Raw genomic sequence first — 18,213 nt, 5'->3', positions numbered from 1 at the left:
CGGGCTTCACACACTTCCTTATCTTCACAAATTTCTGAAAGAAGCGTACGTTCTGAAGCATGACGAAGGCCATCACGGTCGCCGGACTCCACAAGTCCTTCGGCCGGACCCACGCCCTGGACGGTCTGGACCTCGACGTGGAGACCGGCGAGGTGCACGGCTTCCTCGGCCCGAACGGCTCCGGCAAGTCCACCACCATCCGCGTCCTGCTCGGCCTGCTGCGCGCCGACTCCGGCGCCGCCCAGGTGCTGGGCCGCGACCCGTGGAAGGACGCGGTGGAGGTGCACCGCCGGATCGCGTACGTCCCCGGGGACGTGACCCTGTGGCGCAACCTGTCGGGCGGCGAGGTGATCGACCTCTACGGCCGCCTGCGCGGCGGACTCGACGCGACCCGCCGCGCCGACCTGATCGAGCGCTTCGAACTGGACCCCACCAAGAAGGGCCGCACCTACTCCAAGGGCAACCGCCAGAAGGTCGCCCTGGTCGCCGCTTTCGCCTCGGACGTGGACCTGCTGATCCTGGACGAGCCGACCTCGGGCCTGGACCCCCTGATGGAGGAGGTCTTCCAGCGCTGCGTGGAGGAGGAGCGGGCCAGGGGCCGGACCATCCTGCTGTCGTCGCACATCCTCAGCGAGGTCGAGGAACTCTGCGACCGGGTGAGCATCATCCGCAAGGGCCGGACCGTGGAGAGCGGTTCGCTGGCCGACCTGCGCCATCTGACCCGGACCAGCGTGACCGCCGAACTGGCCGGCGCCCCCAACGGGTTGTCGCGCCTGCCGGGCGTCCACGACCTCGACGTGCAGGGCCGGCGGGTGCGGCTGCAGGTCGACACCGACAAACTCGACGCCGTACTCAAGCAGTTGAGCGAGTCCGGCGTTCGCTCGCTGACCTCCACGCCGCCCACGCTGGAGGAGCTGTTCCTGCGCCACTACCAGGACGAAGAGGTGGCGGCGCGATGACGTCCCTCGTGGGCACCCGGATCCTCCTGCGCTTCAACCTGCGCCGCGATCGGCTGATGATCCCGGTGTGGGTGGCGGTCAACACCCTGATGGTCCTCTCCATGCCGAACACGCTGAGGACCCTCTACGGCACCCCGGCCGAACGCGCCGACCTCATCCACCAGGTCGCCACCAACGCCTCCTTCCGCGCCCTGATCGGCCCCGTCTTCGACGACTCCGTCGGCGCCCTGACGGCCTGGCGCGTCGGCGTCTACGCCGCGCTGCTCGCCGCGATCACCAGCCTGCTGGTCGTCGTACGCCACACCCGCGACGAGGAGGAGAGCGGGCGTCAGGAACTCCTCTCCTCCGGCGCGGTGGGCCGCCGGGCCTCCCTGACCGCGGCCCTGCTCGCGGCGGCGGTGGCGAACGCCGTGCTGGCCCTGCTGGTCGTGGCCGGTCTGGCGGGCCAGGGAGCCGTGGGCGCGCTGGCCTTCGGGCTCGGGCTGGCGGCCGTCGGCATGGTCTTCGCGACGGCCGCGGCGATCGTCGCCCAACTGACGGAGAGCGCACGGCTGGCGCGCGGCCTGACCGCGGGCGTGCTCGGGACGGCCTTCGTGCTGCGCGCGGCGGGCGACTCCGCGACGACCGACGGCTCCTCGGCGTGGACGTGGCTGTCCCCGCTGGGCTGGCTGGAGAACCTGCGCGCGTACGCCGGCGAACGCTGGTGGGTGCTGCTGCTCTTCGCCGCGGCGATCGCGCTCCAGGCGGCCGTCGCCTACGGGCTCGCGGGGCGCCGGGACATCGGCATGAGCTTCCTGCCCACCCGGCCCGGACCGTCGGTCGGCCGCCTGGGCACGGCCGGCGCGCTGGCCTGGCGGCTGCAGCGGGGCAGCGTCCTGGGCTGGTCGCTCGCCTTCTTCATCGTGGGAGTCGTCTACGGCGGCCTCACGGACGGCGTGGCCGACATCGTCGGCGACAACGAGAACGCGCGGAGGATCTTCGAGCGGATGGGCGGCCAGAGCGCGCTGACCGACGCCTTCCTGGCCGCGATGGTCGGCATGATGGGCCTGGTCGCCGCGCTGTACATCGTCGGCAGCGTGCTGCGCCTGTACGGCGAGGAGACCTCCGGCCGTGCCGAACCGGTGCTGGCGAACCCCGTGGGCCGGCTGCGCTGGGCCACCGGCCACCTGGTCATCGCCTTCGGCGGCTCGGTCCTGCTGATGCTCGTGACCGGCCTCGGCTTCGTCGTCGGCTACGGCAAGGAGGCCGGGCCGATCCTGGGGGCCTGCCTGGTGCAGCTCCCCGCGGTGTGGGTGATCGGCGGGCTGGCGGTGCTGCTGTACGGGGTGCTGCCCCGGGCGGCGACGGCGGCGTGGGGAGTGGCGGGCGCCGTGCTGCTCATCGGCTGGGTCGGCCCCGCTCTGGACGCGCCCCAGGCGGTGCTGGACCTGTCCCCTTTCGGACATCTGCCGAAGCTGCCCGGCGGGGGGATGGAGTGGGGGCCGGTACTGGTGCTGCTGGTACTGGCCGTGGCGCTGGTCGCCACGGGCCTGACGGGACTGCGGCGCCGGGGCCTGACGACCTGAGCGACACCTCAGAGGACGACGCCGAGTCCCTCCAGTCCCCGGATCACGAAGTTCGGCTTCCGCCGCGGCTCCTGAGCGAGGCTCAGCGTGGGCGCCTTCTCCAGCAGGGCCGTCATGGAGGCGGCCAGTTCGATGCGCGCGAGCGGGGCGCCGATGCAGTAGTGGATGCCTGCGGAGAACGAGATGTGGGGGTTGTCAGCGCGGGTCAGATCGAGCCGCTCGGGGTCCTCGAAGACCTCCGGGTCGTGGTTGGCCGACCCGAAGAGCATGGCGATCTCGGCCCCCCTGGGGATGACGGTGCCGTCGATCTCGATGTCGTCCAGCACCCAGCGCTCGAAGAGCTGCAGCGGGGTGTCGTAGCGCATGAGCTCTTCCACGGCGGTGGGGACGAGCGAGTGGTCGGCGCGCAGGGCGGCCAGTTGCGCCGGGTTGCGGAAGAGGGCGTACCAGCCGTTGACGGTGGCGTTGACGGTCGCCTCGTGCCCGGCGTTGAGCAGCAGCACGGCCGTGGAGATCATCTCCTGCTCGGTCAGCCGGTCACCCTCGTCGTGGGCGGCGATGAGCCCGGAGATGAGGTCGTCGCCGGGCTCCTTGCGCCGCTCGGCGATGAGCTCGCGCAGGTAGTCCGAGAACTCCACGGAGGCCTGTACGGCCTTGTGGGCCGTCTCCTCGGACGGGTTCAGCTCGTACATCCCGCAGATGTCCGCCGACCAGGGCCTGAGCGGGGCCCGGTCCGCCTCCGGGATGCCCAGCATCTCGGCGATGACGGCGACGGGGAGCGGCTCGGCGACGTCCGTGAGGAGATCACCGCCGCCGCTCTCGACGAGCCGGTCCACGAGCTCCCCGGCGAGCGCGCTGACATAGGGCTTCAGCCGATCGACGGTCCTCGGCGTGAACGCCTTCGACACCAGTCGCCGGATCCTGGTGTGGTCCGGCGGCTCCAGGTCGAGCATGCCGTGGTCGTTGAGCGTGTGGAACGGCTCGTGCTCGGGCGGCGGCGCGGTACGTCCGAAGTCCTCGTGGTCGAACCGGTGCAGATACGTCCGCCCGAGCCGGCGCTCCCGCAGCAGCGCCGAGACGTCCGCGTGGTGCGGCACCAGCCACTGGTCGGTGGCCTCGAAGTAGTGCACGCGCCCCTTGGCACGCAGCTCGGCATAGGCGGGGTAGGGGTCGGCGAGAAACGCCGCGTCCCACGGATCGAAGACAGCCATGCGGGGACGCTAACCCGACGCGCCGGGCCCTGACCAGGGGTGTTCCTTCAGGTGATCGACGAGGGCGGCGAAGGCCGGGGCGGGGAAGGTGAGGGTGGCGCGGGCGGGGTACGTGTGGTGGGAACCGGCTACCGACCGAACATCTTCAGCGCGGGAGCTGCCTGCGGTGGGCGGTTTCGAGTGAGCCCAGGCCCGTGTCGAGCAGGCGGGCCGCGCGGCGGACGTCGCCGTTCACCGCGTCGTACAGCTGCTCCGGCGTCTTCGTGCGGTCCAAGTGGCGGTGCAGCGACTGGAACTGCAGCGGCCACAGGGCCAGCAGCGCTGCCGCGGCGATCCGGGGTTCGGGGGCGTCCGGGGCCGCGCCCGTGCGGTGGACCAGGATCTCGGTGGCGACGGCGACCTGCCGGTCCGCCATGTCGTGGTGGTAGGCGCGGAGGGACGGGGTGGATCTGGTGAGGGCGGCGAAGCGCAACAGGGCCGCCTTCGCCTCCGCCGGATCCTCCTGCGCGGCCAGCCAGGAGGTGATGGCGGCCAGTTCGGCGGAGAGGATCTCCAGTACGGCCTCGACCGGCGACAGGTCCGGGTCGGACAGAACGGTCCGCAGGGAGTCGAGGGTGGTCTCCCCCAGATCCAGGACCAGTGACTCCTTCGTCGGGAAGTGGTTGAAGACCGTCTTCTCCGACACCCCGCAGGCCTCGGCGATCTCGGCCACCCGTACCGCGTCGAAGCCCCGCTCCAGGAACATCTCGGTGGCCGTGTCCGACAGCCGCTGGCGCAGCTGCCGTTTCTTGCGCTCCCGCAGTCCCGCCCCGGCCGGCTCCTCCTCCCGGCGGCGCAACGCCGTCCAGTCCACAGTGCGCGTGCTCATGGCTGGAGCTTAAAGGTCCCGCCCCCTATTTTTTTACTGCTACAGTAATTTTTCAGTGACTGTAATTACTGGCTGGGATTCGTCACCGAGGAGCCTCCATGAGCGCCATTCACATCGTCCGTGACTACCCGCATCCGCCCTCGAAGGTCTGGCGGGCGGTCACCGATCCCGAGCTGGTCCCGCAGTGGACGGCCACCGGGGCGGGCGCGCGGCCGGAGGGGTTCGCCACCGTGCCGGGCACGCGGTTCCGGTTCGTCGCCAGGCCGAAACCCGGCTGGAGCGGTGTCGTGGTGTGCGAGGTGCTCGAGGTCCGGGAGCCGTCGCTGCTGCGGTACTCGTGGCAGGACGAGGGCGGCGGTGAGGTGACCGAGGTCGCCTACCGCCTCGCACCGCACGCCGACGGCACCCGCTTCACCTACGACCACACCGGCTTCAGCGGCGCCGGAGGCTTCCTCATGGCGAGGATCCTCGGCAGCGTCCGCACCAAAATGCTCGCCAAGGGCCTGCCCGCCGTACTCGACCGGCTCGACTAACCCGGCGTCACCAACCGCGCCTCGTACGCGAACACCGCCGCCTGCGTCCGGTCCCGCAGTCCCAGCTTCACCAGAATCCTGCTGACATGAGTCTTGATCGTCGACTCGGCGACCACCAGGCGCTCGGCGATCTCGGCGTTGGACAGGCCCTGGGCGATGAGGACCAGGACCTCGGTCTCGCGGTCGGTGAGGTCGCCGTAGGCCTGATGGGCGGACTGCATGACGCGCGGGGCCTGGGAGAGCTTGGAGAACTCCGTGATCAGGCGTTTGGTGACCGTGGGGGCGAGGAGGGCCTCGCCGGACGCCACCACCCGGACGCCGTCGGCCAGTTGGCGGGCCGAGGCGTCCTTGAGGAGGAAGCCCGAGGCGCCGGCGCGCAGCGCCTGGTAGACGTACTCGTCGAGGTCGAAGGTGGTCAGCACCAGGACCTTCGACGTGCTGTTGGCCGCCACGATCTCCCGGGTCGCCTCGATGCCGTTCATCTCGGGCATGCGAATGTCCATCAGGACGACGTCGGGCGTGAGCTCACGGACGCGGTCGACCGCCTCGCGGCCGTTGACCGCCTCGCCGACGACCTCGATGTCCGGCATCGCGTTGAGGAGCACCGAGAAGCCTTCGCGCACCATCATCTGGTCGTCCGCGATCAGGACGCGGATCGTCATGCCTCTCCCTCTCGCACCCCGGCGACCGGCAGGAACACGGTCACCTCGTAACCGCCCTCGTCCGTGCGACCGGCCGTCATCTCGCCGTCGAGCATGGTGACGCGTTCGCGCATGCCCGTGATGCCGTGGCCGGCACCGGGCGACGGTTTCACCGCCGACGGCTCCGGAGGCGGGCCGTTGACTATGCGCAGGCCGAGACCGCCGAGGACGTAGGACACCTCCACCTTGGCCGCGGCGCCCGGCGCGTGGCGCAGGGTGTTGCTCAGCGCCTCCTGGACGATCCGGTACGCCGACAGCTCGACGCCCTGCGGGAGTTCGCGTATCGCCCCGGTCGTCGTGCTGTCCACGCGCAGGCCCGTCTCGCGGACGTTGGCGAGCAGCGCGTCCAGGTCGGCGAGCGTGGGCTGCGGGGCGTCCGGCGCCTCGTAGTCCTCGGCGCGGACCACGCCCAGCACGCGGCGCAGCTCGGTCAGGGCCGCCACCGCGTTCTCCCGGATCGTGGCGAACGCCTTCTCCAGCTCCGGCGGCGGGTTCTCCACCCGGTAGGGCGCGGCCTCCGCCTGAATGGCGACGACCGACATGTGGTGCGCGACCACGTCGTGCAGCTCGCGGGCGATGGTCGTGCGCTCCTCCAGCAGGGTGCGCCGGGAACGCTCGTGCGCGGTCACCGTCTGCTGCGCGGTCACCTCCTGGCGGGCCTCGCGGCGGATGTGCCACACGGTGACGGCGAGGAGGGCCAGGGCCGCGAAGAACACCATCGGGACGGAGTTCGTACCGAAGCCGGAGTGCCCCCAGCCGAAGAAGTTCTCCACCACGAGGCCGTACACCGCCGTCAGCGCCCACATCCACGCCGCGGTGCGCGGCCGGGTGCGGACGGCCACGATGGTGAGGACGAACAGGTGACAGGCGAAGCTCCCGGGCAGCCACGGCCACTCGGCGTCCCAGCCGCCGCCGATCACGCCGGCGAGGGGGGTCGCGGCCATCGACAGCCAGAACGCGCCGACCGGCCGCACCATGGTCAGCAGAACCGGGACCAGCGCGAGCAGGCCGAGGACGAAGTTGTCACCCGCGCCGATCATGGCGCTGTTCGAGGCGATCAGCATCGCGAACAGCCCGAGCGCGACGATCACGGCGTGCGCCCGCCAGGCCGCGTACTCCCGCATCCGGCCCTTCATCCGCCGGGTGAGCGGGCCGTCGACGCTCATCCGGGGCAGCGGACGGTAGGCGAAGGCGTCGTGGAACAGGTCCTGCCGCAGGCCTTGCAGCGCGTCCATGGCGGCACGGAACTCCGGGCTGCGCGGCTTGTACGGCTCGTACGCGGCGTCCGACGGCTCCATCAGCCTCGTCGGCTCCGGCTGCCTCTGGGTCTTCTCGGTCACATGGAAACCGTAGGCGCAGGCCCGGTGCGGGGTCGTCCCCTGTGAGAACGGTCCTTCGGCATCCACCTGAAGTACTACGGGTACGGGGCGCGGGCGCGGCCGTCAGTAGCCGGACGGCCTGACCAGTCCCGACTCGTACGCGAACACCGCCGCCTGCGTCCGGTCCCTGAGCCCCAGCTTCACCAGGATGCGGCCCACATGCGTCTTCACGGTCTGCTCCGCGACGACCAGCCGCTCGGCGATCTCCGCGTTCGACAGGCCCTGCGCGATCAGCGCGAGGACCTCCGTCTCCCGCTCGGTGAGATCGCCGACGCGCACCTTCAGCGGGGCCCGGGGCCGGTCGCCCAGGCGGGAGAACTCGGCGATCAGCCGACGGGTGATGCCGGGCGCGAGCAGCGCGTCGCCGGCCGCCACCACGCGGACCGCCTCGGCCAGCTTGTCCGCCGAGGCGTCCTTCAGCAGGAACCCCGAGGCGCCCGCCCGCAGCGCCTCGTACACGTACTCGTCGAGGTCGAAGGTGGTGAGCACCAGCACCTTGATGTGCGGCAGCTCGACGGCGATCCGGCGGGTCGCCTCGATGCCGTTCAGCTCGGGCATGCGGATGTCCATCAGGACGACGTCCGGGGCGATTTCGGCGACCTTGGCCACGGCGTCCGAGCCGTCCACCGCCTGCCCGACGACGTCGATGTCGGGCTGGGTGTTGAGCAGCACGGTGAAGCCCTGCCGGACCATCTGCTGGTCGTCGGCGATCAGTACGCGGATCGGGCTGCTCGTCATGCGGTGTGGTCCTTCACGTCGGAGATGTCATCGGCGGCGACGGGTCCCGCGGCCTCGGCGTGCGGGGTGACCGGGAGGAACGCGGAGATCTGGTAGCCGCCGCCCGGCCGGGGGCCCGCCAGGAGGTGACCGCCCAGCATCCCGGCCCGCTCCCGCATGCCGAGCAGCCCGTGCCCGGCGCCCGGCGACTCGGAGACGGGTCTGCTCGAAGGCGAGTTGAGGACCTCCACCCGCAGGCCGTAGGGCACGTAGGCGATCTCGACGCTCGCCGTCGCGCCGGGCGCGTGGCGCAGCACGTTGCTCAGCGCCTCCTGCACGATCCGGTACGCCGACAGCTCCACGCCGGACGGCAGCGGCCGCCGCTCGCCGACGATCCGCGTGGTCACGCTCAGCCCGGCCGCCCGGGTGTTCTCCACCAGCGCGTCGAGCCGGTCCAGGGTGGGCTGGGGGCTGTGCGGGTCGGTGCCGGCCCGGTCGAGGGCGTCGGTGTCGCCGTCCTCCGAGCGCAGCACGCCCAGCACCCGGCGCAGCTCGGTCAGCGCCTCCAGCGCGTTGTGCCGGATGCCCTCCAGGTTCTCCCGCAGCTCCGCGGGCGGATCCTGCACGAGGTGCGGGGCGACCTGGGCCTGGATGGAGATGACGGACATGTGGTGGGCGACCACGTCGTGCAGCTCGCGCGCGATACGGCTGCGCTCCTCGAGCAGTGTGCGCCGCGCCCGCTCCTCCGCGGCCATCGTGGCCTGCCGGCCGAGCTCCGCCCGGGCCTCGCGACGGCCGCGCAGTGCGCTGCCGAGCGCCCACACGATCGCCGACAGGGCGACGGCGACGACCCCGGTCTCCTGGTAGTACGGGGCGCCCCACACGCCCTCGAGGGCATAGGTGACCAGGGCGGTCAGGGCCAGAGCCTCGGCGGAGACACGGGTGGGGACGCGCAGGGCGAGCAGCAGCATCACGAGCGTCTGCGCGACAATCCCGGCCGTGGTCCAGGGCCAGGTGAACGGCATCGCCGGTCTCATGCCCAGCCGGCCGTGCAGCAGGACGGCGCCGACGAGGGTGGCGCCCGTGGACAGCCACCACGCCGGGATCGGCCGCCTGAGGGCGAGGACCACCGCGCCGCCCTGCGCGAGCGCGAGCGGGAAGGCGGTCCCGTTGCCCAGATGCCCGTTGTCCCTCAGCTGTGCCACGGCGCCGAGCGCGACACCGAACGCGGCCAGGCACAGCACCGCGTGCGGCACCCGGCGCAGCCGCGAGAAGCGTGGCAGCGGGTCGGCCCGCACGGTCCACAGGTCCTCGCGCAGCACCCGCGGCCAGCGCGGCACCCGCTCCCCCAGCACCCGCCGGATGCCCGGCCCCGTCCCCGTCACGCGGACCACCCTAGACACGGCGCGGCCCCGCCGTCCTCGGCCGATCGGCCGGTGCGTGCCCGGTCCGGAGCACCCGCGAGCGGCCGCCCTCGGCCGGACGGCCGTGTTCGTAGGTGCGGAACGCCGTCCAGCAGACCGTCAGGGCCAGGGCGAAGACCGGCAGCCAGGTCAGGCGGCAGGCCACCCAGACGAGGTCGTCGGGGCGCGTGTGCAGGCCGGGCAGGCGGCCCGCGAGGAGGCCGGTGGCGGTGATCGCCATCATGGCGGTCTGGTGCCAGAGGAAGATCGTCATGGCGGAGAGGTTCACCAGGGCGACCGCCGCCCAGACGAGGGGGCGGCGCATCGTACGGCGCAGCCGGTCGCGCAGGAGCAGGGCCAGGCCGCACTGGGTCAGGCCGAAGGTGACGGCGGCCAGCGTGGGCGGGTCCAGGTTGGACACGGACGCGCCGGGGACGCCGACCATCGAGGCCGGGTAGCCCGCCCACAGCACCAGCCCGGCCGTCGCCGCGGCCCCGCCGAGGAGCAGCACCCAGCCGGCGCGGGCACGGTCCAGCTCACCACGGGCCCAGGCCGCGCCCAGGGTGTACGGCACCAGCCAGCCGGCCGCCAGGTTCACCCAGCCCAGGCTCTGCGGGGCGCCGAGGCCGAAGCGGAGAAGGTCCACGTGGAGGACGACGGCCAGCGGCCACAGCGGGTTGAGCCGGGTGACGAGCGGAGTCGCCGCCGTCAGCGCGGCGAAGACGACGAGGAACCAGAGCGGGGAGAGGGCCAGTTTCACGAGGGTGCGGACCGTGGAGTAGTCGGTGCCGGAGGAAAGAAGTGCGACGGTGACGACCGTCCACAGGGCGAGGACGGCGGCGACCGGTTTGAACAGGCGGGACAGCCGGGTCGCCAGCCAGGTCCGGTACGGCACGCCCCTGGCCCGGGCCGCGGTGTAGCCGCGGGTCGCCACGTGGCCGCCGACCAGGAAGAACACGGCGAGGGTCTGGAAGGCCCAGGAGATCGGGGCCAGCCGGGGCATGTGCTGCAGCGGGCTGGCGGTGTGCAGGTTGCCGCCGTCCGCCACCGGGGCGGTGACCAGCCAGTGGCCCAGGACCACGCCGAGGATCGCGAAGGCGCGCAGGGCGTCCACGGCCCGGTCCCGGTCGGCGGGGGTGGCGGCGTCGACCCGGTGGGCGGCGCGCCGTATGCCCTCCCAGGTGCCGTGCGGGGTGGGCTCACGCATGGGACACCTCCCCCGTCTCGCCGAGGACGATCCTGGCGAGGTTGGCCAGGGAGACCGAGCCCGGCCGGAAGTAGTCGCTGTGGCCGCCACCGCCCGCCGCGAAGACGCGGGCGCCGAAGGCCGGGGAGACGGGATCGGTGCCGAAGCCGACGGTCGTGCCGAAGAAGTCGGTGCGGACGTGCGGGACCTCGGCGATCCAGTCGTCGCTGCCGCGGGCCGCCCAGACGCGGGCGCGGGTGTGCAGGTCCGCGGCCGAGTCGACGCCGGTGCCGGGGCTGCCGACGAGGACGATGTCGCTCACGCCGAGGCCGGAGAGCCGGGCGGCCGAGCGGCCGCAGACGACCGTGCCGTAGGAGTGGCAGAGCAGGGAGACGCTCGCGTGCGGGCGGGTCAGGGTGTGCAGTTCGGCGAGGAAGTCGCGCAGGCGCGGGGCGGCCCGGTCGGCGCGTGCCGTGGTGAGGACGGTCGTGCTGACCGTGGCGGGGGTGGTGTAGCCGAGCCAGGCCACGACGGCCGTGCCGGTGCCGTGCGGGGCCTCGCGCAGCAGGCGTTGGCGGAGGGCGACGGCGGTGGCGCGGAAGCGGGCCCAGGTGTCGAGGGAGGTGTCGGAGCCCGGGACCAGCACGGCCACGCGGGAGGCGCGCGCGAGGTCGCCGAACACCTCCGTGGCCCGGCCCTCGCCTCTGCCGTCGAAGGCGAGGAGCCGGCGGGCGGGGCCGGCCATGGCGTGGTCGGCGGCGGCGCGGGTGGAGTCGCCGTGGGCGGCGGCCATGCGGGACGCCTCGGCGGCGTCGGCACGGTTGGCCGCGTAGGCCGCGTCGAGGGTGGAGGGCGTGAGGGGCGCCAGGGAGGCGGGGGGCGGGGCGGGGATGCCCGGCCTGGTGGCACCGGTGAGGGGCAGGACCACGGCGGCGGCGACGAGGACGGCCAGCGCGGTACGGCGCCCACGGTGCCTGCGGCGGCGCGGAGGCCGCGGGGTTTCGTGCTCGCTCGACCGTGCCGCCCCGGGCGGCTCGGATGTCCGCACACCTCGTGCGGACACCGTCGCCCCGGCCCCCGTCTCCCGCCCCATGACGCGTCTCCCTTCCCCACCGCCCGGTCATCGGGCTTGTCTGGAGGGGAAGTTACGGAGACGACGGCGTCGTCCGCGTCACGCTGAAGAGCCCATGTGCGGGGTAGCTCTCAGGTACTACGGGTATGTAGGGGACACCCCGAGAACAGGGCGAAAGGCCTGTTCAGCGCGTGTCACCAGGCCAGTTGAGCGATCTCCTCCGCCACCACCGCGCAGGCGTCCGCCGCGGGGTCGATCAGGGGGAAGTGGCCGACGTCCTCCAGGAGCGTGAGGCCCACCATCTCGCCGGACTTGGCCGCCGCGTCGGCGTAGGACTCGGCGACCGCGTGCGGGACGACGATGTCCGTGCGGCCCTGGACGAGGGCGGTCGCGATGCCGGTGGGCAGCAGCAGCGCCGGGTCGGCGTAGGGGCGGCGCTCGGCGAACTTCTCGTCGCCGCCCAGGAGTTGCCGTACGGCCCCGCCGCAGACCTCCAGCTTGTCGGAGACCTCGAGGTCGGCGATCGGGGCGAGCGCGACCACACCGCGCAGGGGTGCGGGGCCGCCGGTGCGCCAGGGCGCGTCGGCCGGCAGGACATGCCGGGCCGCCGCCCAGAGGGCGAGGTGGCCGCCCGCCGAGTGCCCGGTGATCACCATGCGCCGCGGGTCGGCCTGCGGAAGCGCCTCGCGGGCGAGCGCGGGCAGTGCGTCCAGCGCCGCGGCCACGTCGTCGAAGGTGTCCGGCCAGCGGCCCGCGACGGGACCGCCGGCGGCTCCCTCGCCGCCCTGTCCCGGAAGCACCGCACCCCGCCGGTACTCCACGCTGGCCACGGCGAACCCGCGCCGCGCCAGGAAGTCCGCGAACGGCGAGATGTGCTTGCGGTCGTACGGTGCCCGCCAGGCACCGCCGTGCAGGACGACGACCAGCGGGACGAGCCCGGCGCCGGGGACCGTCTCGCCGCGCGGGGCGTAGAAGTCGATCACCTGGTCGGGGTGGTCGCCGTAGGCGGCGGTGGAGTCGGGGTCGACCGCCGGGTGCGAGAAGGCCGACTCCTCCTCGGCGGCGGCCCGGGCTGCTGCGGCGTCGTCCGGCATGCTCCAACCTCTCAGCGGCGTAACTGTTTTGACGGACCGGGCGGGAAAGCGTCCCAGATGGGAATGCGGCCGTTGGCGGGGACGGTACCAGGCCGGTGACGTGCGCGGACACGTGGATGTCACGCTGGGTGAGGGGAAAACGGTTCGGCAGACGCAACGGGGCCGGGCGGCGTCACACACCCCCCGGCCCACATCCCCCGAAAGCGCCGCAAGCTACCCCGCGACCGTCTCCCCCAGCACCCGGGCCGCCCGCTCGACGTCCGCGAAACCGACGTACAACGGCGTGAAGCCGAAGCGCAGGACGTCCGGGTGCCGGAAGTCCCCGACCACTCCCCGCTCGACGAGCCGTTTCATCACGTCACCGGCGTCGTCACAGCGCAGCGCGACCTGGCTGCCGCGCTCCGCGTGGGCGGCCGGTGTCACGGAGTCCACGCGGCCGGCCGGGGTGTACGCGTCCACGCACTCCAGGAAGAAGTCCGTCAGCGCCAGGGACTTCGCCCGCACCGCCTCGACCGACACCCCGTCCCAGACCTCCAGCGCCGCCTCCAGGGCCAGCATGGACAGGATGTCCGGCGTACCGACCCGGCCGCGCACGGCACCGGACGCCGGTTCGTAGCCGGGCCGCATTCCGAAGGGCTCCGCGTGGGAGTTCCAGCCGGGCAGCGGCGAGTCGAAACGGTCCTGCAGATCACGTCGGACGTACAGGTACGCCGGGGAGCCCGGGCCGCCGTTGAGGTACTTGTAGGTGCAGCCGACGGCCAGGTCGACCCCGTGCTCGTCCAGGCCGACCGGCAGCGCGCCCGCGCTGTGGCACAGGTCCCAGACCGCGATCGCGCCCGCCGCGTGGACCGCGGCGGTGAGCGAGGGCAGGTCGTACAGCCGGCCGGTGCGGTAGTCGACGTGGTTGAGCAGGACGGCTGCGGTACGGCCGGACAGCGCCGAACCCACCTCGGCCGGCGTCACCGGGCGCAGCGTGCGGCCCGTCATCCGGGCCGCGGACTCGGCGATGTAGCCGTCCGTGGGGAAGGTGGTGGCGTCGACGAGGATCTCGTCGCGCCCCTCGCCCGCCATCCGCACGGCGGCGACCAGCGCCTTGAAGACGTTGACGCTCGTGGAGTCGCCCACCACGATCTGCCCGGCCGCCGCCCCGACCAGCGGGGCTATCCGGTCGCCGATCCGCTCGGGCGCCGTCCACCAGCCGCTCTCGTCCCAGGACCGGATGCGCAGCTCGCCCCACTGCCGTCGTACGACGTCCTCGACCCGGCCGGGGACGTTCGCCGGCAGGGCGCCGAGCGAGTTGCCGTCCAGGTAGACCACGTCGTCCAGCACGAACCGCCCGCGCAGCCCGGCCAGTTCGTCGGCGGAGTCCAACTCCATTGCGCGCGAGGCCAGTTCAGACATGAGAGCGCGCCGTCCACAGCTCGGGGAACACGTTCTTGCGCGCGCGCTTCTCCAGCCAGGCCACCCCGGCGGAGCCGCCCGTGCCGGGCTTGGCGCCCATGGCCCTGCGGGTGGCGACGAGATGGTCGTTGCGCCAGCGCCACACCAGTTCCGCGACATCGGTCAACGCCTCGCCGAGCCGGGCGAGTTCGGCGTTCTCGTCGCCCGCGTAGACGGCGGTCCAGGCGGCCTCGACGGCGTCGTTCGCCTCGTAGCGCAGAGAGACGTCACGGCGCAGGACGGACGCCGGGATCGCGCAGCCGCGCCGCGCCATCAGCCGCAGCACCTCGTCGTAGAGGCTCGGCTCGGCCAGCGCCTTCTCCAGCTCGGCGTGGACACGGGGCGCGCCGCGGTGCGGGACCAGCATGGACGCGGACTTGTCACCGAGCAGGAACTCCATGCGCCGGTACATCGCCGACTGGAAGCCGGAGCCGTCGCCGAGGGCGGAGCGGTACGAGTTGAACTGGGCCGGGGTCAGCTGCCCCAGCGGCTTCCAGGAGGCGTTCAGCGCCTCCAGTTCCCGTACGGAACGCTTCAGCGCGGCGATAGCGGTCGGCACGTCGTCGGAGCGCAGCGCGTCGGCCGCGGTCTCCCACTCGTGGACGATGACGGTGAACCACAGCTCCATGACCTGGGTCGTGACCAGGAAGACCATCTCTCCGGGGTCGTCGGAGAGGGTGTGCTGGAGGTGGGTGAGCACGTCCGCCTTGACGTAGTCCTCGTACGGCGTCGTGCCGGCGAAGTCGAGATGCGGGGTCTCGGGCTCCTCGGCCTCATGAGCCTCGTGGGACATCGCTGTCTCCTGTGATGTTCTCCGGGTAGCGGTCCGCCCCTGCCGTTACCGACACGGGGGCCCCGGTCCCCACCCGCATTCTTTGCAATGACCCCCCGCATCGCAAGGCCCGCCTCGTCACACCGGACGGGCGGGCCCGGAGGCGACGGTCAGCCCAGGGTCTGGGCGGCCGTCGGCGAGGAGTCCTTCAGGAACTGCGTGCAGCGCTCGTGCTCCTCCTGCTCACCGATGGCTCCGGCGGCGCGGGCGAGGGCGTGCAGGGCGCGCAGGAAGCCGCGGTTCGGCTCGTGCTCCCACGGGACCGGGCCGTGGCCCTTCCAGCCGCTGCGGCGCAGGGCGTCCAGGCCCCGGTGGTAGCCCGTACGGGCATAGGCGTACGACTCCACGACGCTGCCCCGCTCGAACGCCTCGTCGGCCAGCTGGGCCCAGGCCAGCGAGGAGGTGGGGTACTTGGCGGCGACGTCCGCGGGCGGGGTGCCGCCCGCCAGGAGCTCGCGGGGCTCGGGGTCGTCGGGCAGGTGGGTCGGGGGCGGGCCCCCGAGAAGGTTCTCGTGAATCGACATGTGCACCAGTGTCGCCCTTGCCGAAGCCGACCGCTCCCTCCCCCCGCCCCTAGGCGATCCGCCTGCCCGCCCGTTCCCCCTCCAGGGGCGGTGTCGTGATCGAGCCGTGGTGGCGGCATTCCGGGCGGCGGCAGTCCGGGGGCAGGGAGCGTACCGTCGCGAAGGCGACCACCGATCCGACCACCAGGACGCCCGCGCACAGCAGCATCGCCCGGTCGAAGGCGTCGTCGAAGGCGGCCGGGGAGCGGTACGCCTCCGGGCCCATCCCGGCGAGCAGCGGCAGCGCGGCCACCGCGATCAGGCCGGCCGCGCGGGCCGCCGCGTTGTTGACGCCGCTGGCCAGGCCCGCCCGCGCGGTGTCGACGGAGGCGAGGACGGTCGCGGTCAGCGGGGCGACCAGGGTGACCATGCCGGTGCCCAGGACGAGGAGGGCGGGCAGGACGTCGGCGACGTAGGACGCGCCGGGGCCGACCCGCAGCATCAGCAGCATGCCGGCGGCGCACAGCAGTGGCCCCACCGTCAGCGGGATGCGCGGTCCGATGCGGTCCGCGAGGGCGCCGGAGCGGGCCGAGAACAGCAGCATCATGGCGGTCGTCGGCAGCAGCGCGGTGCCGGCGGCGAGGGGGGACCAGCCCACGGCGACCTGGAGCTGGAGCGCGGTGAGGAAGAAGAAGCCGCCGAAGGCCGCGTACACGCACAGGGTGACCAGGTTGACGGCCGTGAACTGGCGGGAGGCGAAGATGTCCAGCGGCATCATCGGATCCGGGCTGTACTTCTCGACGTACACGAAGGCGACGCCCGACGCGAGGCCGGCGACCGCCGTGAGGACGACCACCAAGGAACCCTGGCGGGCCTCGATCAGCGCGTACGTCAGCAGGCCGAGCGTCAGCGCGCCGAGGACCGCGCCCAGCACGTCGAAGCGGCCGTGGGAGCGGCCGTCCCTCGACTCCGGGACGTGCCGCAGGGCGATCGGCGCGCACAGCAGGGCGAGGGGGACGTTGAGCAGGAACACCCAGCGCCAGCCGGGACCGTCCACCAGCCAGCCGCCCAGGAACGGGCCCACCGCCGCGCCGATCCCGCCGAAGCCGGACCACAGGCCTACCGCCCGCCCCCGGTCGTCGGGGTGGAAGGACGCCTGGATCAGGGCCAGCGAGCCGGGCGTCAGCAGCGCCCCGCCGACGCCCTGCAGGGCCCGGGCCGCGATGAGCACTCCGGACGTCGGGGCGATCCCGCACAGCAGGGACGCGGCGGCGAACCACACCACGCCCACCACGAAGACCTTGCGGCGGCCGTAGTGGTCGCCGAGCGAACCGCCGAGCAGGATCAGCCCGGCCAGCGTCAGCATGTACGCGTTGACGGTCCACTGCAGGGCGGCGAGGTTCGCGTCGAGGTCCTGGCCGATGCGCGGCAGGGCGACGTTGACGACGGTCGAGTCCAGCATGGCCATGCTGGAGCCGAGGACGGTGGTGAGCAGGATCCACTTGCCCTGCGATGAGGCCAGCCGGACATCGCGCATGGCCTCAGGTATACAGGCGGCCCGGTGCCGTAGCACCGGGCCGCCGGAAAACATGCGGCGAAGGACCGCTTACTTGATCTTGTTGCCCGCCGAGCGCAGGTTCTGCGTGGCCTCGACGACACGGGCCGCCATGGACGCCTCGGCCAGCTTGCCCCAGGTGCGCGGGTCGTAGGTCTTCTTGGAGCCGACCTCGCCGTCGACCTTCAGGACGCCGTCGTAGTTCCGGAACATGTGGTCGGCGACCGGGCGGGTGAAGGCGTACTGGGTGTCGGTGTCGAGGTTCATCTTCACGACGCCGTTGTCCAGCGCGGTGGCGATCTCCTGCTCGGTGGAGCCGGAACCGCCGTGGAAGACGAAGTCGAACGGGGACTGCTTGCCGAACTTGGCGGCGACGCCGTCGCTCAGCTCCTTCAGCAGCTCGGGACGGAGCACGACGTTGCCCGGCTTGTAAACGCCGTGGACGTTGCCGAAGGACGCGGCCAGCAGGTAGCGGCCCTTCTCGCCCAGGCCCAGGGCCTCGGCGGTGCGGATCGCGTCGTCGACCGTGGTGTACAGGGAGTCGTTGATCTCGTGCGAGACGCCGTCCTCCTCGCCACCGGTCGGCGTGATCTCGACCTCGAGGATGATCTTCGCGGCCGCGGCGCGGGCCAGCAGCTCCTGCGCGATGGCGAGGTTGTCGGCGAGGGTCTCCGCCGAGCCGTCCCACATGTGCGACTGGAACAACGGGTTGCGGCCCGCCTTCACGCGCTCCTCGGAGACCGCGAGCAGCGGACGTACGTACCCGTCGAGCTTGTCCTTCGGGCAGTGGTCCGTGTGCAGGGCCACGTTGACCGGGTACTTCTCGGCGACGATGTGCGCGAACTCGGCGAGGGCGACCGAGCCGGTCACCATGTCCTTGCTGTACTGACCGCCCAGGAACTCGGCACCACCGGTCGAGATCTGGACGATGCCGTCGCTCTCCGCCTCCGCGAAACCGCGCAGGGCCGCGTGCAGGGTCTGGGTCGAGGTCACGTTGATGGCCGGGTAGGCGAACTTGCCTGCCTTCGCCCGGTCCAGCATCTCGTTGTAGACCTCGGGAGTTGCGATGGGCATCTGTCCGCTCCTTGTATGTGCGGGTTGGCGTTCTGCGTACTACGGCCCTGACCTAGAACCTGGGGGTGACATCGTCGTCGGCCACATCTTCGCAGACGTGGCAGGGTGCTTTGCCCGCCGT

At 72.5% G+C, this 18,213-nt stretch carries 17 protein-coding genes; 3 read left to right on the top strand and 14 right to left on the bottom strand.

The features are described 5' to 3' along the window. Positions 1 to 59: 59 nt before the first annotated feature. Both ACIGDI_RS32950 and ACIGDI_RS32945 read left to right on the top strand, forming a co-directional pair. Positions 60 to 959 carry an ATP-binding cassette domain-containing protein gene (locus tag ACIGDI_RS32950; RefSeq protein WP_399904371.1) on the top strand — a complete coding sequence of 300 codons (900 nt, stop codon included), beginning with the start codon at positions 60 to 62 and terminating at the stop codon, positions 957 to 959. Continuing rightward, positions 956 to 2,524: an ABC transporter permease gene (locus ACIGDI_RS32945; RefSeq protein WP_399904368.1), complete on the top strand. Its 1,569-nt coding sequence runs from the start codon at positions 956 to 958 to the stop codon at positions 2,522 to 2,524. The genes ACIGDI_RS32950 and ACIGDI_RS32945 overlap by 4 nt, the downstream gene beginning before the upstream one ends. Positions 2,525 to 2,532: 8 nt before the next feature. Here the strand turns inward: ACIGDI_RS32945 and ACIGDI_RS32940 are convergent, their stop codons facing one another. Both ACIGDI_RS32940 and ACIGDI_RS32935 read right to left on the bottom strand, forming a co-directional pair. Continuing rightward, complete coding sequence (locus ACIGDI_RS32940) at positions 2,533 to 3,735, bottom strand: cytochrome P450 (RefSeq protein ID WP_399904366.1); 1,203 nt, start codon at positions 3,733 to 3,735, stop codon at positions 2,533 to 2,535. A 145-nt stretch (positions 3,736 to 3,880) separates the two neighbouring features. Further along, entirely contained in the window at positions 3,881 to 4,603 is a 723-nt protein-coding gene (locus ACIGDI_RS32935) for a TetR/AcrR family transcriptional regulator (protein ID WP_399904363.1), read from the bottom strand. Between the two features lie 98 nt (positions 4,604 to 4,701). On the opposite strand from ACIGDI_RS32935, the gene ACIGDI_RS32930 reads away from it, so the two are divergent. After that, a complete protein-coding gene (locus ACIGDI_RS32930; RefSeq protein WP_399904360.1) occupies positions 4,702 to 5,136 on the top strand; it encodes an SRPBCC domain-containing protein in 435 nt (144 codons plus the stop codon). On the opposite strand, the gene ACIGDI_RS32925 is transcribed toward ACIGDI_RS32930, so the two are convergent. The 12 genes from ACIGDI_RS32925 to fbaA form a co-directional block, all read right to left on the bottom strand. Further along, complete coding sequence (locus tag ACIGDI_RS32925; protein ID WP_200704367.1) at positions 5,133 to 5,798, bottom strand: response regulator transcription factor; 666 nt, start codon at positions 5,796 to 5,798, stop codon at positions 5,133 to 5,135. The two genes, ACIGDI_RS32930 and ACIGDI_RS32925, sit on opposite strands and share 4 nt — an antisense overlap. Further along, on the bottom strand, positions 5,795 to 7,177 hold the full coding sequence (locus tag ACIGDI_RS32920; protein WP_399904357.1) for a sensor histidine kinase: 1,383 nt from the start codon (positions 7,175 to 7,177) through the stop codon (positions 5,795 to 5,797). Before ACIGDI_RS32920 ends, ACIGDI_RS32925 begins: the two co-directional genes overlap by 4 nt. Before the next feature lie 102 nt (positions 7,178 to 7,279). Then, positions 7,280 to 7,954, bottom strand: coding sequence for a response regulator (locus tag ACIGDI_RS32915; RefSeq protein ID WP_399904354.1), 675 nt, complete (start codon positions 7,952 to 7,954; stop codon positions 7,280 to 7,282). Further along, entirely contained in the window at positions 7,951 to 9,336 is a 1,386-nt protein-coding gene (locus tag ACIGDI_RS32910) for a histidine kinase (RefSeq protein WP_399904351.1), read from the bottom strand. Before ACIGDI_RS32910 ends, ACIGDI_RS32915 begins: the two co-directional genes overlap by 4 nt. Further along, positions 9,329 to 10,543, bottom strand: a complete 1,215-nt coding sequence (locus ACIGDI_RS32905) for an acyltransferase (protein WP_399904348.1) — start codon at positions 10,541 to 10,543, stop codon at positions 9,329 to 9,331. The genes ACIGDI_RS32910 and ACIGDI_RS32905 overlap by 8 nt, the downstream gene beginning before the upstream one ends. After that, positions 10,536 to 11,615, bottom strand: a complete 1,080-nt coding sequence (locus ACIGDI_RS32900; RefSeq protein ID WP_399904345.1) for an alpha/beta hydrolase — start codon at positions 11,613 to 11,615, stop codon at positions 10,536 to 10,538. Before ACIGDI_RS32900 ends, ACIGDI_RS32905 begins: the two co-directional genes overlap by 8 nt. A gap of 173 nt (positions 11,616 to 11,788) precedes the next feature. Then, entirely contained in the window at positions 11,789 to 12,688 is a 900-nt protein-coding gene (locus ACIGDI_RS32895; protein ID WP_399904342.1) for an alpha/beta hydrolase, read from the bottom strand. A gap of 213 nt (positions 12,689 to 12,901) precedes the next feature. Continuing rightward, entirely contained in the window at positions 12,902 to 14,089 is a 1,188-nt protein-coding gene (gene kynU, locus ACIGDI_RS32890) for a kynureninase (protein WP_399904339.1), read from the bottom strand. After that, the gene (locus tag ACIGDI_RS32885) at positions 14,082 to 14,921 is read right to left on the bottom strand and encodes a tryptophan 2,3-dioxygenase family protein (protein WP_399904336.1); all 840 of its coding nucleotides are present in this window, start codon (positions 14,919 to 14,921) and stop codon (positions 14,082 to 14,084) included. Before ACIGDI_RS32885 ends, kynU begins: the two co-directional genes overlap by 8 nt. Before the next feature lie 149 nt (positions 14,922 to 15,070). Next, on the bottom strand, positions 15,071 to 15,484 hold the full coding sequence (locus tag ACIGDI_RS32880; protein ID WP_058924140.1) for a DUF3151 domain-containing protein: 414 nt from the start codon (positions 15,482 to 15,484) through the stop codon (positions 15,071 to 15,073). 49 nt (positions 15,485 to 15,533) lie between these two features. Next, positions 15,534 to 17,000, bottom strand: a complete 1,467-nt coding sequence (locus ACIGDI_RS32875; RefSeq protein ID WP_399904333.1) for an MFS transporter — start codon at positions 16,998 to 17,000, stop codon at positions 15,534 to 15,536. Positions 17,001 to 17,069: 69 nt separating this feature from the next. Then, entirely contained in the window at positions 17,070 to 18,092 is a 1,023-nt protein-coding gene (fbaA, locus tag ACIGDI_RS32870) for a class II fructose-bisphosphate aldolase (RefSeq protein WP_399904330.1), read from the bottom strand. Positions 18,093 to 18,213 lie beyond the last annotated feature (121 nt).

Origin of the sequence: Streptomyces sp. NPDC085900, assembly GCF_044540925.1 — a bacterium.
Lineage (GTDB): Bacteria > Actinomycetota > Actinomycetes > Streptomycetales > Streptomycetaceae > Streptomyces > Streptomyces gilvifuscus.
The sequence above is the reverse complement of the archived record's forward strand: the minus strand, read 5'-3'. Positions and strand labels throughout refer to the sequence as shown.